General features: G+C 58.6%; 13 protein-coding genes. 10 read left to right on the top strand and 3 right to left on the bottom strand.

Going from position 1 to position 16,421, the window contains the following annotated elements; genetic code table 11:
* Positions 1 to 159: 159 nt before the first annotated feature.
* The 8 genes from tssI (IPM54_23635) to IPM54_23600 are packed head-to-tail and all read left to right on the top strand — an operon-like array spanning position 160 to position 9,585.
* Positions 160 to 2,382: a type VI secretion system tip protein VgrG gene (tssI, locus tag IPM54_23635; GenBank protein MBK9262782.1), complete on the top strand. Its 2,223-nt coding sequence runs from the start codon at positions 160 to 162 to the stop codon at positions 2,380 to 2,382.
* 27 nt (positions 2,383 to 2,409) lie between these two features.
* Entirely contained in the window at positions 2,410 to 2,802 is a 393-nt protein-coding gene (locus IPM54_23630) for a PAAR domain-containing protein (protein ID MBK9262781.1), read from the top strand.
* Positions 2,803 to 2,805: 3 nt separating this feature from the next.
* A complete protein-coding gene (locus IPM54_23625) occupies positions 2,806 to 3,723 on the top strand; it encodes a DUF4123 domain-containing protein (protein ID MBK9262780.1) in 918 nt (305 codons plus the stop codon).
* Positions 3,723 to 4,142 carry a hypothetical protein gene (locus IPM54_23620; GenBank protein MBK9262779.1) on the top strand — a complete coding sequence of 140 codons (420 nt, stop codon included), beginning with the start codon at positions 3,723 to 3,725 and terminating at the stop codon, positions 4,140 to 4,142. Before IPM54_23625 ends, IPM54_23620 begins: the two co-directional genes overlap by 1 nt.
* Positions 4,139 to 5,476 (top strand): DUF2235 domain-containing protein, encoded by a 1,338-nt coding sequence (locus IPM54_23615; protein MBK9262778.1) that lies wholly within the window; start codon positions 4,139 to 4,141, stop codon positions 5,474 to 5,476. The genes IPM54_23620 and IPM54_23615 overlap by 4 nt, the downstream gene beginning before the upstream one ends.
* Before the next feature lie 6 nt (positions 5,477 to 5,482).
* Entirely contained in the window at positions 5,483 to 8,254 is a 2,772-nt protein-coding gene (gene tssI, locus IPM54_23610) for a type VI secretion system tip protein VgrG (GenBank protein MBK9262777.1), read from the top strand.
* The gene (locus tag IPM54_23605; protein ID MBK9262776.1) at positions 8,251 to 8,877 is read left to right on the top strand and encodes a hypothetical protein; all 627 of its coding nucleotides are present in this window, start codon (positions 8,251 to 8,253) and stop codon (positions 8,875 to 8,877) included. Before tssI (IPM54_23610) ends, IPM54_23605 begins: the two co-directional genes overlap by 4 nt.
* 21 nt (positions 8,878 to 8,898) lie before the next feature.
* A complete protein-coding gene (locus IPM54_23600; GenBank protein MBK9262775.1) occupies positions 8,899 to 9,585 on the top strand; it encodes a penicillin-insensitive murein endopeptidase in 687 nt (228 codons plus the stop codon).
* A gap of 9 nt (positions 9,586 to 9,594) precedes the next feature.
* On the opposite strand, the gene IPM54_23595 is transcribed toward IPM54_23600, so the two are convergent.
* The 3 genes from IPM54_23595 to IPM54_23585 form a co-directional block, all read right to left on the bottom strand.
* Positions 9,595 to 11,406, bottom strand: coding sequence for a WD40 repeat domain-containing protein (locus tag IPM54_23595; GenBank protein MBK9262774.1), 1,812 nt, complete (start codon positions 11,404 to 11,406; stop codon positions 9,595 to 9,597).
* A 118-nt stretch (positions 11,407 to 11,524) separates the two neighbouring features.
* Positions 11,525 to 12,655 (bottom strand): nucleotidyltransferase domain-containing protein, encoded by a 1,131-nt coding sequence (locus tag IPM54_23590; protein ID MBK9262773.1) that lies wholly within the window; start codon positions 12,653 to 12,655, stop codon positions 11,525 to 11,527.
* A complete protein-coding gene (locus tag IPM54_23585; GenBank protein MBK9262772.1) occupies positions 12,656 to 13,339 on the bottom strand; it encodes a Uma2 family endonuclease in 684 nt (227 codons plus the stop codon).
* A gap of 391 nt (positions 13,340 to 13,730) precedes the next feature.
* On the opposite strand from IPM54_23585, the gene IPM54_23580 reads away from it, so the two are divergent.
* Both IPM54_23580 and IPM54_23575 read left to right on the top strand, forming a co-directional pair.
* Positions 13,731 to 14,489, top strand: coding sequence for a hypothetical protein (locus tag IPM54_23580; protein ID MBK9262771.1), 759 nt, complete (start codon positions 13,731 to 13,733; stop codon positions 14,487 to 14,489).
* 393 nt (positions 14,490 to 14,882) lie between these two features.
* Positions 14,883 to 16,412 carry a TldD/PmbA family protein gene (locus IPM54_23575; GenBank protein ID MBK9262770.1) on the top strand — a complete coding sequence of 510 codons (1,530 nt, stop codon included), beginning with the start codon at positions 14,883 to 14,885 and terminating at the stop codon, positions 16,410 to 16,412.
* Positions 16,413 to 16,421 lie beyond the last annotated feature (9 nt).

Genomic DNA, 16,421 nt, shown 5'->3' with positions numbered 1-16,421 from the left:
CAAAAATCCACTGTGCTAACAACGCCAACACCATCGCGACTCAAAGCACAGCATTTCGACCGATCCTGATTTTCACGACCTCGATCATGGTAAGCTAAGGGCCTCGTCTCGCGAGCGAACGCCGGCATCCGCCGATCGTTCGAGCCCCAAGGTGCGACCATGCCCATCCTCGACCTCAAGGTTGCTTCCGGCGCGGATTTGTCCGTTCGTCGTTTTACCGTCGATGAATCGGTCTCGAACCTCTTCACCATCGGCGTGTGGGTTCGAAGTGAAGAACCGGATATCGATCTCGAGGGGATCGTCGGCAAAGACGCTTCACTGCGCATCGTGCACGGCCAGCAGTTCGTCGCGGGGCTCGGATCGCGCAACTGGCAAGGCATCGTCACGCACGTCGAACAAGCGCACGGCGTGACGCCGCTCCCAGGGCAAAAAGCGGAATCGAGCTACTTCCTGCGCATCTCGCCCAAAGCCTGGCTGCTCACGCAGCGGCGCAACTATCGAATTTACCAACACCTGTCAATACCCGACATCGTCGATAAGTTGCTCAGCGAGTGGGGCATCACGCCGGTGTGGAAGATCGACCGCGGCAGCTACCCCAAGCTCGAGTTCAAGGTGCAGTACGGCGAGAGCGACTACACGTTCATGTCCCGGCTGCTCGAAGAAGCGGGCATTGCATTCACGTTCCCCGACGATCAAGGCTCCAACATCACGCTCAGCGACAAGCTCGAAAAAGGAACCAAGCGCGGGGGCGCTCCCATTCATTATGTGGAAGAGCCCAATCAGGAGTCCGAGCGCGAATTCGTCACGAACGTCCGTTTGTCGCATGAAGTTCGCCCCGGCCTGCACACGTGGCGCGATTACGACTTCCGGCGTCCGTCGTTCGAGCTATACGGGCAATCTCCAGCTTCCCCTGCGCCGGAAAATCGCTACGAGCAGTACCATTACCATCCGGGGTCATTCCTCTCCGAACAAGCTCGCGCGGATGGCAATACGCCGGTCGCGGATGACAAAGGCGTGGCGCGCCACGATCAGAATTACGGGAAAAAGCGCGCCGAGCGGGCACTCTTGGGTCGGCGCATGGGTCGGCGCCAAGTCACGTGCGAAACGAATTGTCCCGATCTGGCGCCGGGCATGATTTTCAGCATTGCTCAGCATCCGCATCCGGAAATCAGCGAAGGATCCGAGCTGCTCGTCATTGGCTTGCGCATCGACGGCACGCCGCAAGACGAATGGACCGTTTCGTGCAATTCAGTCTTCACCGATGTCGTGTACAGGCCGCCGATGCGCACGCCGAAGCCGAAAATCAACAACGTGCAAAGCGCGACGGTGGTGGGTCCTCCGGGGCAAGAGATTCACGTCGACGAATTCGGACGCGTACGTGTGCAATTCCCGTGGGATCGCGAAGGCAAATTCGACGACAACAGCTCGTGCTGGATTCGCGTGAGCCAAGGCTGGGCGGGCACGGGATACGGCATGATCGTCATTCCGCGCATTGGGCAAGAAGTCTTGGTCGGGTTTCTCGAGGGTGATCCGGATTGTCCCATCATTACGGGGCGCATCTTCAATGCCACGCAGCTCGTGCCCTACACGCTGCCGCAACACAAGACGCGCAGCACGTGGAAGAGCGATTCGTCGCTCGGAGGCGGCGGCTTCAACGAAATCATGTTCGAGGATCTCAAGCAGCGAGAGCTCGTCTGGATGCAAGCGCAGAAGAACCTGCGCAAGCTCGTCAAGAACGACGAAACCATCACCATCGGGCACGATCGCGAAAAATACGTCGTTCGCAACGAAACGGAGACGACGGGCAACAATCGCCTCGAAATCGTCGGCGTCAATCGTACTGAGATCACCGACAAAGACCATACGATCTTCGTCGGCAACAACAGTTTGAAACACGTCAAAGGCGAAGAATACGAAAAGACCGATGGCAACATGCAAATCCTGATTCAGAAGGATCAGGACGTCGTGATTCGTCAAATGAAGCGCGAGCGTGTCGAGCAGGACATGAGCTTGTACGTCGTCGGCAATCGCAACGAGCGTGTCGATGGGACATTGTCCGTGACGGTGGACAAGAACCATTACGAAAAGATCGCGAAAAACTCGGCGCTCGAAGTTTCGAAAGAAATTCACCTGAAAGCAGGTTCGTCGATCGTGATCGAAGCGGCGAAGGACCTGACGCTGAAGGGACCGGGCGGGTTTGTCCGCATTGACGCTTCGGGCGTGACCATTCGTGGCACGCTGGTGCGAATCAATAGCGGCGGGTCGGCAGGATCGGGGTCGGGGGCGAAGCCGATATTGCCGGACGAGGCGAAGGAAGCGGTGGTGAACGAGCCGCAAAGGCCGACGCCGACCGATTTGCGCGTCGAAGGTATTGGGCAATGAGCGTCTGAACGAGAGGAGAAACGAGACATGCCTCCTGCAGCACGCGTAACGGACAATCATGTTTGCCCCAAGGTCGAACCCGGGCCGGTTCCGCACGTGGGCGGGCCGATCATCATCGGCGAAATGACGGTGCTCATCGGTTTCATGCCGGCCGCTCGCATTGGCGATACGGCCATTTGCGTGGGGCCGCCGGATTCGGTTTCGCAAGGCGAATCGACCGTCATCATTGGAAACAAGCCTGCGGCGAGGCTTGGGGATTCGTGTTCGCATGGTGGGAAAATCGTCATGGGTTGTCCCACGGTGAACATTGGTTCGTCGGCGCAAGCGGAGACGCTGCGTACGGACGAACCATTTTGCGAAGAATGCGAGCGTCGGAAGCAAGAGCGTGAAGCGGCGCGGAAAAACCGCGGGGGAGCATAATCGATGCAGCGCGCGATCCTCGAAATGCGACGCGGACCGGAAAATGGGGCGAAAGCCGTCCTTGCTCCGGGCGAACGCATTCGCGTGGGGCGCAAGCCGCGCGCGCAGTGGATCGTGCGCGACGATCAGATGTCGGGGGTTCATTTCGAGGTCGAGTGGGACGGCGCTCGGTGCGAAGTTCGTGATTTGAAGAGCGCCACCGGAACGCTCGTTTCGGGTGAAAAGATCGCGCGTCCCGTGGAAATCGGCAATGGCGGCTGGATTCGCGCCGGAAGCACCGACTTCATGGTGTATTTCGAGGCGGCGACGCCTCCGCCGATCGACGACGATGCTTATCTCGACGATGCCGAGGAAGGCGAAGTCGAACCACTGGCGTGGCTCTGGCTCGAGCAGAATCGGGACGCGCGGCGCCTGGCACGCGAAGCGCTCGCGGCGCGGCGAGAATCCGCATTACAAAAACTGCAATCGGTGGATGGGCCGCTCTTTGCGGTCATCGATGCGGCGCGTGCGGATCGAATTCTCATTTTGGTGCGTGAAGCTGTCGAGCGGTATCAATCGCTGTACGAAGGCGTCGAAGGCGAGGCGCTTTCGCACGTAGCTCCGCATTTGGTCGAATTGCCGAAAGGTTCGGGGCTTCTGCAAAGGCTCGTGCGGGAAGGTTGGGAAGGGCGCTGGGCGAGTTTCATCGAGGCGCCGCTTTCATTCAAAGAGCTTCGCCGCCATATGCGCCGGTTTTTGATGGTCGCCGACGCGGAGACTCGAAAGAAAATGTATTTCCGCTTTTACGATCCAGGCGTATTGCGCTCGTTCATTCCCACGTGCACGCCCAAGCAGCGGGCGGAGTTTTTCGGCGAAATCAAAGCGTTTTACGTGGAAGACCCTGACGGCAACGTGGCGCGGTTTGGCGCGGAGGAGCCCTGATGCTACTCGTTTCGCGACAACAGCGTCAGCAGGTTGGAGAACCCGCCTTCGTTCAGCGCGTGGTGACGCATTTTCAGCGTTATCATCTCGAAGCGATTTGCGAATGGCCCGAGGATTTGCTCCACAAACGCGTCGAACATTGTATTGCTCGCGGACGCAAATGGGGGCTCACCTGGGAATACAGCCTCACGGTGTTTGCGGCGCACATGATTCGCATTCATCCCGAATTCGACGAAGAGCCCCACATTCATCGCGAGCTTGGCAACCCCGCACATGGGACGCCGGACGAGCGAATCGACGAATTACCCGGGTCCGTGCCGGACGCAGCGTGGAGCGATGCGGAGAAGCGATCGGATCCGGAAACGTATTGGCAAGCGGTGGGCTTGGGACTGCCAAAAAAGGTGGAGGTTGACCGATGAGCGCGGCGGAAACGGCAATCGACAACATGGCAAAAGGTCAGGCGCTGCCTCGCCAAGCCCCAACGGGCACGGAGGTTTGTCCCGAAGGCTGCGTTCGCATTGGTGTGTTTTTCGACGGCACCGGGAACAACTATCACAAGGACAAGAACACCACCGATCCCATGAATCCGCCGAAGGACGGTCGAGCTCCGTCGAACGTCGCCAAATTGTGGGAAGTTTACAAAGAAGAAGGCACGATTCTCAAAAAGCTTTATCACCACGGCGTCGGCACGGATTCGGAAGTTCCCAAGGGCGTGGGCACGAGCGAACGGGTTGCGGATTGGCGTGGCGCAGGCTTCGGCGCGGGCGGCAAAGCGCGCGTGCAGTGGGGCCGCGACCAGCTCTCGGACTTTTTCAGCAACAACAACAATCATTTGGCGGGGCACAAGCAATTCGACACGTATGGTTTCAGCCGCGGCGCCGCGATTGCGCGCGATTTCGTGAACGAAGTAAAGACCAAAGGCATCGACAACCTGAAGAAAGAAAACGGATTCAAGTATCGGGCTGTCGGCCGAGTCGTCATCAAGGAAAAAGTATACGAGCGTCATCAGGGGCTCGAGGCGGAATTCCTGGGCGTATTCGATACGGTCGCGTCGTTCGGTCTTGGCGGTCTGCAAACCGGCAATGATTGGGCTGGGTACGATCTATTCGTCGATCACAAATGGGTCAAACGCACGGTGCACATGGCCGCAGAAGACGAAATCCGCGGCAACTTCCCGCTTTCGTCGCTCTTCATGGATCCCAAGGCCGCAGGCTCGCAGAATCCGCAAGATTACAAAGACGTCATGATCGAGATCTGGTATCCCGGCGTGCATAGCGACGTCGGCGGCGGATACGTCATCGAAAAGGGAGAAGAGGCCAAACCCGAGCGAACGGAATGGGTCGTGGGCGGGTTTGGCGGAGCCGTACCCGTGCGTATGCCTGCAACGCCGGGGACGCCGGATATAAAGCCATTCTTGTCGCTCATCCCATTGCGAGACATGCACAAAGCGAGCATTCGTGCCGAAGTGCCGCTCGGGGGACTTTCCGTAAACGTGCCGGGGGATCTCGAGGGATGGTACAACGAATACGACGGTTATCGAGCTGGACAACCGTACGCGATTGGAAAGCAATACATTCAGACGTTCGAGTCGGCGACGTATCGCCGCATGTATTACGACGAGCGCGACAAGCAGCCGTCGATCATCAATCTCAAGGCGCATTACATCCACGATTCGCGTTGGGCAACGGACAAACTGACCAACCGCAAGCAGCGCACCGTGCTTTACATGGGTCCGCAGCCGGCGAGGAGTTGACGAGCGATGTTCTTCGAATTGAAATTCGATGGTGGAGAATCGTCGCTCGTCGTGCGCCGATTTTCGATTCACGAAGCCGTATCGACACCTTTTACGGTTTCCGTATGGGTTCGTTCCGAAGACCCCGCCGTGGACCTGTCGAACATCGTCGGTCGCGCCGCCATTTTCCGCATCCGCTCGGGATACGTGAATCTTTCCGGAGCCGGCCTTCGCGTGTGGAGCGGATGCGTCAGCTACATGGAGCAAACGCACGCCGAGCACGTGCAATCCAAGGTGCTTTCGACGTATCAATTGCGCATCGTTCCGCATATTTGGCTGCTCGATCAACGCCGTAATCACCGCATTTTCCAGCATCTATCCATCCCCGACATCGTCGACAAGATCCTCGATGAATGGCAGGTCAAACGCGCATGGAAGGTCGATCGCGGGCAATATCCGAAACACGAATTCAAGGTGCAGTACGCCGAAACGGAATTCGCGTTCATCAGCCGCATCCTCGAAGAAGCCGGCATTGCTTATACGTTCCCGGATGTCGACGACAACAATTCAGTTTTGACGTTCAGCGACGCTCTGCATACGAATCCCATGCGCCCAGGGCCTCCCGTGCCTTACGAGCAAAACCCCACGCAAGAAGCCGAACGCGATTTCGTCTCCCACGTGCAGCTCGTGCACGAAGTGCGTCCGGGAGCACTCACGATTCGCGATTACGACTTCCGCCGTCCCGCATTCGAATTGTTCGGCGAAGCGCCCAAAGGCAAAGCCCCCGAAGACAAATACGAGCAATACCATTACATTCCCGGCGGCATGTTCGTCGAAACGGGCAAAGGCGGAGGGACGCCCGTCGCCGATGACAAAGGCGTTGCTCGGCACGACCAATCGACGGGCACGAAACGCGCCACGCGTATGCTGGAAAGCGCCCGCGCCGATCGCGAAGGCATTGCATTCGAGAGCAATCTGAACGACTTGACGCCGGGCATGGTGTTCAAAATCGACAACCATCCGCATCCCGATCTCGGGCGCAAATTGCTCGTGACCGACGCGGTGCTCGAAGGAACGGCCGAAGGCGAATGGCAAGTTTTCGGGCATGCCGTATTCGCGGACGCACCATTTCGCCCGCCCATCATGACGCCCCGCCCCGAAGTGCTCGGCGTTCAAACCGTGCGGGTCGTCGGCCCGAAAACGGGCGACAAGCTCGAACAAGAAATTCACGTCGACGAATTCGGTCGCGTGCGCGTGCAATTTCCCTGGGATCGTGACGGCCGAAATGACGACGATAGCTCGTGCTGGATTCGCGTGGCCGAAGGCTGGGCCGGCACGGGTTATGGTTGGCAAAACCTACCACGCGTCGGCCACGAAGTGCTCGTGACTTTCATCGAAGGCGATCCGGACCGGCCCATTCTCGCAGGTCGTCTTTACAATGCGGAACACCCGGTCCCGTACAAGCTCCCCGAGCACAAGACGGTGAGCACGTGGAAGAGCGATTCCTCGCCCACTTCGAACGGATTCAATGAAATCAAGTTCGAAGACATGAAGGGCGAAGAGCTTTTCTACATGCAGGCCGAGAAAAACCTCCGCAAGCTCGTCAAAAACGACGAATTCCACACCACGGGCAACGATCGCGACAAGACCGTCATTGCCATCGAAACGGAGACGGTGGGGAACGATCGGCTGCAATGGGTGCAGCTCGAGCGCAACGAAATGGTCGGCTCGGTGCACCACACGCTCATCAAAAACGACCGACGCCAGCTCGTACGCCTCGATGAATCCGAAATCAATGAATCACACCGGCAACTCTTGGTTTTGAAAGACCAAGATACCGTAGTGAAAGGCAAAAAGCGCGAACGAGACGAATGGGACCTGCACGTGCGCGTGAATGGCGATCGAAAAGACCGCACGGGCAAAGACCAATCGCTCATGGTGTATCAAGAGCGGCACGAAAAAGTGGGCGGCAGTTACGCGCGCGAAGCCGGCAAGGAAATCCATTTCAAAGCGGGCGAAGAATCCGTGGGCGAAGCCCCCACTGTCACGGTCAAGGGCCCGGGCGGGTTCGTCCAAATCGACCTGACGGGCGTGACGATTTCCGGCACGAAGGTCGATATCAACGTGAGCGGCAGGGCCGGGCACGGGCATGGTTCGCATCCCAAAGAGGTCGAGGAAGCAAAGACGGCGAAAACGAAGACCGGAGTCGTTCGCATTCCGCCGGATGCGCCGCTGTTCGACCTCGTGAAAGCGCTCGCGAGCAATTTCATCGACAAACCAAAACCGAAAGCACCCGCTGCCGTCCGTTATGCGGAATTGATGAACATCGCCATGTCGGCCGATGTTTCGACGCCGCCCGATGGAACGGTCTTGTGGTCGGGTGGTGGAGGTAAAGCGGGGATCGTGGCCGAACAGCTCGCGGAACAACGCTCGATGACGGGCGTTCCGAGCGTTCGGCTCGAAATGACGCCCGGTGGTTCGTCGCTTGCCACGGCATCGAACGGGGACGAATGGGAAGTGGCTCAGCCCGCGTGGCAGGCCATTTCGCGCCGATTGGCGGAAGGAGCAAGCGGAGAAGTCAATGTGATCGTATCTTACGCGCCGCTCAGCGAATCCGCCATTTTCCGCGAAGAAGTGAAAGTCCTGATGGCGAACAAGAAATTCACGAAACTCAACGTGAAATTGATGAAGCCGAGCGACACGGGCACTTTCAAAGATTCGGACGGGAAAACATACGATCTCGTGGACATACCGCTCAGCGAAGTGCTGAAGCGCCCGTCGCCGAAGGGTAAGTCATGACGACCGAAGCTCGTTCCGAAACGTTCCAGCGATTTGCGCAAAGTGTTGCGGGCAAGCGTCCCGATGATCGCGAATCGGTGGATGTCGAAGCGCTCTTGGCGCTGGAAAAAGAAGAGCGGCGTGCTGCCGAGCAAATGCTCATCGAACGCATTGCCGCGGACGATTGGCGTGCTCCTCCGGCGCTTGCTCTTGCAGAATGCCGCGGCGCAGTGATGCCTATGAAACGAGCGCTCGCGGGTGATGCGAGCGGGCGGATGAAAGTGGCGATTGCCTTGGCGCTCGAAAAGCTCGAAGCCATCGATAAAGCGGATCCGATCGTGGCCGACGTATTGCGCGAAGGCGATCCCGACAGTGGGCTTGCAGCAGTCGTGGCTGCCGAAGAAATGAAATCGCCCGAGATTCGTGATGCTTTGGCTTGGTCGTGTTTGAACCATCCATCGCGCACGGTGCGCGTGAGCGCGGGGGCAAACTTGTTTTACATGGCCGGTTTGGCCGAGGACCCGATGGCCATGGATTTTCGGCCCATTTATATCGACTTGGGCGAAGACGATCCGGCCGTTCGGCGAAGAGCATTCGAGCAAATTTGTGATATCGTGGGGATGCCCCCGGAGGTCGCCGGCTGAGCCGGTGCATAGGAGGCCGCGATGTATCGATTGGGTGGTTCGGTCGGGCAAAACGGGCGCAATGCGTACGACGACGTGCTGCTCGTCCAAAAACAACTCAATAAAAATGCGCACCTCGTACCCGCCATCGGCCAACTTGCCGAAACGGGCGTGATGGACGACGCGACGCAGGCCGCCATTTACGCATTTCAACGGCAAGTCGTGCGGTTGTCTTCGCCCGATGGACGAATCGATCCGCACGGACGAACCTGGCGCACGCTGCTCGGTGAACAAGCGCAAGCGACGAACGTAGCTTTTACACAGCTATCGGTGGACGACGGCAATTTTTACTTGTACGTTCCGCGGGACCGCGTCTGGGGAACAGCGGCGACATTGCAATCGCTTCGCACGGTTTCCGATGATTTACGACCGCATGGGTTCGAAATCGGCATCGGCGACATCAGTTTCCAACAAGGCGGCCGAATGCCTCCGCACGGATCGCATCGGCGAGGCACCGACGTCGACATTCGTCCCGTACGCGCGGACGGACAACGTTTGCCCGTGACGATTACCGATCCCAACTATAGCCGCGACCGAACGAGATTGCTCGTCGAGGCTTTGCGCGCTCAGCCCAACCTGCACCTCATTCTATTCAACGACAGCAACGTGCAAGGCGTGCGCTATTGGGAAGGGCACCACAATCATTTGCACGTTCGCTTCACCGAATAGCGCCGATCTTCACGGCACGAATACGTCGTCCTCGCCCATCCGCCTGACGCGCCACTTCGTTTTCGACGCCTCCCATTCGAGTCCCGTCACGGCACCCTTGCCGAGCGCCATACCCACTTGACGCATCCCTCGAGGGTTCGCCACGATTTCATATACTTTGCCCGAGCTGTCGACATAACCGTGCGTCGACCCGTCTCGCTTATTGAAAATGCCCTCGGAAGGCACTTCGGTGTCGATGGCCTGCTCGAGCGATCCGCCTACTGGAAGATACGCGAGCCGCAATTTGCCACCTTGCGCGACGACGATCGCGCGCAAACCTCCAGCATATTCCAAAATGCTCCGCACGCCGAATGCCTGCACGTCTCCAACCATCGTGGTTTCGACATCCGCGACGGGTGCCGCGCCATGCGCCACGCGATGAACGACGCAGCTTCCGCCATCGCACGGAACGTAAACGGTATCTGCATCGATGACGCTCGACATGGAAAGCGTAAATGCATAATCGTTCGATTGCAGGATTGCGCCCGTGCGAGGTTCCCAGCGAACGACACCTGGCTGCGGAACGACGAGCACATCGCCCGAAGGCATGAGCGAAATGCGTATCGGATGCGATAGAGGACTGCTCCCGGACGAACCAAAGGTTGGACCCAGCCTTCCATTCATGCCAATGGTGCGCACCTGCCCATTGTCGATGGCCACGAATGCAGCCCGATCCGCCGCGGATGTTCCAGCACAACACGCAATGTCGACGACATTGCCGTCGACTTCGGTGGGCGATTCGAGCCTCGGTGACTTGCGAACGTCCGCAATGCGCCAAATCATATTGTCGTCTCCGCCCCCGAGCAGCGTTCCCGTGAGCGAATCAAAAGCGACGGCATTTTGATCGCGCATGACGAAAAATGGTTTATTGCTTTGACGCCATGACATGACGAGCTGCTCCGAGCCAAAAGCTCGGCTGCTCGTCGCAACGTCGACGATGACGATTTCGTCTTCGTCGCTCGCATAAGCAACTTCGTCGGGTTTGTCCGGCATGGGGTACGCGTCGTTGACGTCTTCCTCGGTATCGATGACCTTTGGCACTGCGCCAGAAGCAACCTGGACGAGCGTCACCGTGTCGGATTCGGATCCGAGCGCCAATCGTTGCCCGTCCGTCGAAAAGCGCATGCGCTTGGGCACATCCACTTTGATGCTGACGATCGTCGATAGCTCGGGATACGATATGATTCGCAATCGACCATCGGCGAATACGTACGCAATTCTCGACCCATTCGGAGATGCCGCCACGTCGAGCACGGGCGATGCGACGAGCCTCGAGCGTTTGGCAAGGCTCACACTATCGTGGAGCCATAACCCCGTCGCGGCGGCGACGACGAATTCCGATCCATTTCCCACGGGCACGGCATTCTTTGCAGTGTGCGGAACGAATATCGTCTTGCCCGCACCTTTCGCCATCAAACTGCCGCGAATCGGGGTGCGTTTGTCATGGTGAAACCTCGTGATCGTCTTCGCCGTACCGCGCGTGGCAGCAAGCGACGGCAGGGCGGGCTCGAGACCGAGCGGCGTCTCGACCGAGGGCAAAGGCGCCGTGCCAAAGGCTCCTCCCGCGCCGCCAAACCCGCCAAGTCCACCCAACCACCCTCCGGCGCCGCCAGCTCCAAAAGGACCAACAGGCGGAGGTGGAGGCGGAGGCGACGAGCGCCTCGAGAGCAGCGATGAACACCAGCCAAGCGGGCACCCGCAACAGCCGGATGCTCCGACGGCAAGGGGGAACATGACGCCGATGATGATGCGCGATGCCGTGACGAGAATCGATGAACGCACGGACGGATGAAAGCGAAGAGGCGCGGAAAAAGGAAGAGGGAATCGGCAGCGCGTTGATTTATCTGCTCATGCCGGAATGCGTGACGTGTGAGGTGCGAAGTATTGCTACATTTCTTGCTCAGGCGCCCATCATCTCGCAAGCAAGCGCATCGACGAACGGCCTATCGACGTCCGCCGGCAGCGCGCTCCGCCGAGCTGCATCCTCCATTTGCAGACGCAGACTCTCCGTTTGCCCGAGCAGCGCATCGAATGTCCACGCTCCATCACGAATCGCATTCAATTCGGCCGCATCGGGACGCCGCACGAAAAGCTCGCCTCGTTCGAGGATTTCCACGGCCATACGCATGAGCCGCACGAGGTGCGTGGCGTGTTTCGTATCGTATCCATATTTTCGTTCGAGCTCCGCGCGGGCCGGATTCCGTTCGGCTTTCCACGTTTGATACGATTCCCAATGCTTCATTGCTGCGCGATACCGCTTTTCGGCATTCAGCGTGACGACGACGTCCGCGGGCAGGTGCAGCGCAAGGGTCGCGACAGCTCGCATTCGTTCTTCCACGTCGGTTTCCGACGCCGCCAAGGCATCTCGATAAAAAGCTTCCAGGCGCTCTTCGATGGCAATTCGAGTCGCTTTGGGCATGTCGATGTCGTCGATGCCATAACTACGAATCATTTCGGCAATGCTTTGTTCGATTCGATTTTGATCGTCGCGACTCGACGTGCTGCTCGCCGCGGGCAATCCAAATTCTTCGCGCGTCGGTTTTTTCGTGGGAGGTTCGAGCAGCCATGACCTGTGCGTTTTTATTTTCTTGAGCTGCGCCATCGCATACCCATGAAAGGTCTGCTTCACTTTTTTCGTCAGGAATCGATGACGGGCAGTGTGGAGTTTTCTCCATGGGGGCGCCTCGAGCATCCAATCGCGTTCGTCGGCAAAGAGAATTTCGAGCGCATTCGGGTTGGCGACCGAGCAGAGGCCAATGAACTTTGAAAGGTCGAAGATGACGGATTCCATTTTGACATGGAGAGCTCGAGATGCGGTCGGATGTGCTTGCAAATGCGGCAGAACGACGGCTTCGAGCGGCTCATCGAGCGGCCCTTCGTGTTGTTCGAACGTGCGAAAAAGCGACAAGCGCACCGGCAGGGGCGCAATGCACACGCCGCGCAAGTCGACATCGGAGCCTTCGCGAGCGGTTCCATGCGCTTGGCTGCCAGCGAGCGTGATGAAAATGGTGTGCGGAGCGAGGGGGAACATTCACTTCGATTTTAATTCGTCCACGTTCACGCCGAGCGACCGAAGTTTTTCAATGAGCTCTGCCTTCTCTCGTTCGGCGCGCAGGGCCCGAGCTTCGGCCTCCCGTACGCGCTGCTTTTGTTTTTCGACGAGCGACATTTGTCGCAACAGTTCTTCGGGCGGCAATGCGAGCGGCTGCCTGTCCGGGCCAAAAAACCGCGCAATCTTGTCTTGGTGCTCGGGCTCGTCGTGCATTCCCAAGTAGAGGCCCAGCCGTTCGCTAAAGACGAGCCCCTCTTTCGTGGGCTCGACGAGCGCGTACTTGCCTTGCGACAATCGATATCCCGTAATGGCACGCTTTTTGGGATCCACCAAAAAATATTCGTGCGTTTTGAAAACTTTCTCGTAAATCTCTTTCTTCTCGCCGACGTCTTTGTGACGTGTCTTCGTCGATAAAATCTCGACGATGATGTCCGGATACTTGCCGCCCTCGTTGTCGACGAGCCAGCTATTGCGCAGCTTTTTGGGAAAAGGATTCAGGACGACGAAAAAGTCCGGGCCACGAAATACGAGCTTTTTATGACGCTTCGCCCCGGACCTGGGATCGGTCACGTAATAATAAATGCTCAAATTGGAGCCAATGAAATAATTCTTTCGATCACGCCATGCCCACTTCAAACAAGTGACCACCGTGAGAATCGTCACAAATTGAACCTCAGTATCCATCGGCGGTTCAACGCTGTCGGGACCCGGGTCGAGCTCCGGTGGGAGGGCAGGTTTTTTCAGCCGCTTGCTGGACTTCGGCTCATTCGCGGCATCGTGATTCGGCGAGGATGGGCGGTCCATGCCGATTGATGCCCGAGATGTTGCGCTCGATGTCCCACGTTTTGCAAGGGCCATGGTTTGCCCATGCTACCCGCAGCGATGCTGCGAGTCAAGTGGCAAGATGGAACGAGATGGTCAAGACGAACGGTCGTGCGCTTGGCAGGGTGTCCGATTTTACACAAGTCGATGCCGACGGAACGATAGAAGCATGATATGGTGGACGAATTCATCCGCCCCGTAGCGGGCGAATGAAACAAGGAGAGCACAAGTCATGAACATGAAGCTTCGCTTGGCTGTTTTTGCGATGATCGCCGTGCCGTTTGCCACGGGATGTTTCATCATTCCTCAAGACGCGGTGGACGACATCAAGGACGACATCACGAACGAACTGCCGCAATCCAAAAATACGTTGCGCATCGATGCGATCGCCGACGGATCGGGCAAAACGCATGTGATTGCGTGCGTAGCGGATCCCGTCGTGTGCGTGAATGCGGACGGTCCATTTGCCGCAGCGATGGGAAGTGCGGCGGCCGTCGACTTGCCGTTCGTCGTCGATTACATGCAAAACGAAGGTGTGGACGTGGGTCGTTTTCGAGGCGACTTGACGGGTGATGCGGCGGAATCCGAAATCAAGGTGACGCGCAAAGGAGATGCGGCGACGACGTCCACGGCGACGTTGCCTCCAGCGGCATTGCCCACGGCGCCGATGGAAGGTGCCACCATTTCGCTCGCCACGGATCAAATCAAATTGACGTGGGACACGAAAGGCGGAAGCGATCCGATGGAATGGGCAGCGACGGTCGAATGCGGGATGCCGGCGGTGGAAGTCGTAGGGACGAGCATCGAGGATACGGGCGAACACGTGGTCGACCCGGCCAAACTGAATTTGAAGGCGGGGGAAACGTGCAAAGTGACGCTGCACCTGAGCCGCTTTCGTGACGGAACGATTGAAAAGGCATTCCAAGACGGCGGCCGGGGGCTCATCACGGCCAAGCAGACGCGCAGCGTGACGGTGAACGTGGGGCCGTGATTATCGATTCTGATGCCAGGCCTTGATTTGTACGCTCGCTGCGCGCGCGTGGGACGCGCGCTGCGCGAGGCCTAGTTTTCGTTGGGGGGTCCGAGGCTCGCCTCCCGGTGCTTTTGCTTGCGCAAAAGCACGGCGAGGCTCGGGCCCCCAAACCCCCCGAAATTTCAAGTCACACGGTCCCCACCCCGGCGTCTACCTCGCGGACCCATGGCGATCGCCATGGTTTCCCAAGCCAAAGCCTTCACGAATCACTTGGACGGAGCCGTCGAAAACGAGCCATGCGTCGAATTCGCGTGCTCCGTCCAGGCGAATGATGCATCGTCGGGGCAAACTCGGAGGAGGAATTCGGACATGGCTCATGATGTGTGGTTGAACCGGCGACGATTCATGGAGATGGGCGCTGCGACGGTAGCCGTGGCTTCCACGAACGGGTTTCTCCTCGGGTGCACGGGACAAGCGCTCGAAAAACCAACGCTTGCCGCGGGGGCGAACCCGAAAAAGCCGTCGTACTTCGATCGATTCGGCGTGAACGAAACGATGATGCGCGAAGGGCTGACCGAAGCGCTGGCGCACGGTGGGGACAAGGCGGACCTGTTTTTCCAGCACCGGGTGTTCAACGTGCTGGTGCTGGAAGATGGCGAGGTCAATCGAGCATCGACGCAGGTCGAGCTTGGGGTGGGCGTGCGCGTCGTGCGCGGCGATCAAACGGGTTATGCGTTTACGGAGGAGCTCACGCGAGACGCGATCCTACGGGCGGCAAAAACGGCGGCCGCCGTGGCCGATGGTCCCGCGCGCCCTGGGCCGAAAGAATTTGCGATCAGTGGATCACCTCAAAGGTACGCGATCGACGTGACGTGGGACGGGGTGAAACCGGGGCAAAAGCTGCCGATTCTGGATGGAATCAATGCAGCGGTGTTCAAAGCCGATGGGCGCGTCAAAAAGGTCACCATTGCGCTCATGGATGAAGCGGGCGCGATTTTGATTGCCGACAGCGAAGGGCGGATCATCGAAGACATCCGACCCATGACGGCGATGTACGTTTCGTGCGTGGCCGAGCAAGGCGGGCGGCGAGAATCGAATGGATACAACGTCGCCGGTCGCCGGGGGCTCGATTTTTATTCGACGGACCTTTTGGGTCGCGTCGTTCGGGAAGCGGTATCGCGCACGACGGTGCTCTTCGATGCGGCGCCCGCTCCGACGGGCGAAATGCCGGTGGTGCTCGCAGCGGGTTCGTCGGGCATTTTGCTGCACGAAGCGATTGGGCACGGAATGGAGGCAGACTTCAATCGCAAGGGGACGTCGATCTATTCGGACAAGATTGGCAAGCCGGTCGCAAAGCCGTTCGTGAGCATCGTGGACGATGCGACGCCGGAGCATGCGCGCGGGGCCATCAACGTGGACGACGAGGGCAATCCGGCGGGCGTGACGACGCTCGTGGACAAGGGCATTTTGACGACGTACTTGCACGACGCGATTTCTGCAAAGCATTATGGTTTGCAGCCGACGGGCAATGGGCGGCGGGAGAGTTACCAACATGCGCCGATGCCGCGCATGCGCGCGACGTACATGCTGCCTGGGCCGCACGAGCGGGATGAAATCGTGGCGTCGGTGAAGCAGGGTATTTATTGCCAATCGTTCTCGAATGGGCAGGTGAACATCGGAGCCGGGGACTTTACGTTTTACGTGAAGAACGGGTTCCTCATCGAGAATGGTAAATTGACGCGGCCGATCAAGGACGTGAACATCATCGGCAATGGCCCGAAGGTGCTCGAGAAAATCGACATGGTCGGCAAGGACCTGGTAATCGACGAGGGCGGCTGGACGTGCGGGAAGAATGGGCAAGGCGTGCCCGTGTCGCAGGGCATTCCGACGGTGCGCGTCGCATCGATCACGGTGGGCGGACAAGCCCAGAAGCAGGGCTGAAGGAGGCGA

Source organism: Polyangiaceae bacterium, assembly GCA_016715885.1.
In the GTDB taxonomy this organism is placed as follows: domain Bacteria; phylum Myxococcota_A; class Polyangia; order Polyangiales; family Polyangiaceae; genus Polyangium.
This window is presented reverse-complemented; position numbering and strand designations above follow the sequence as displayed.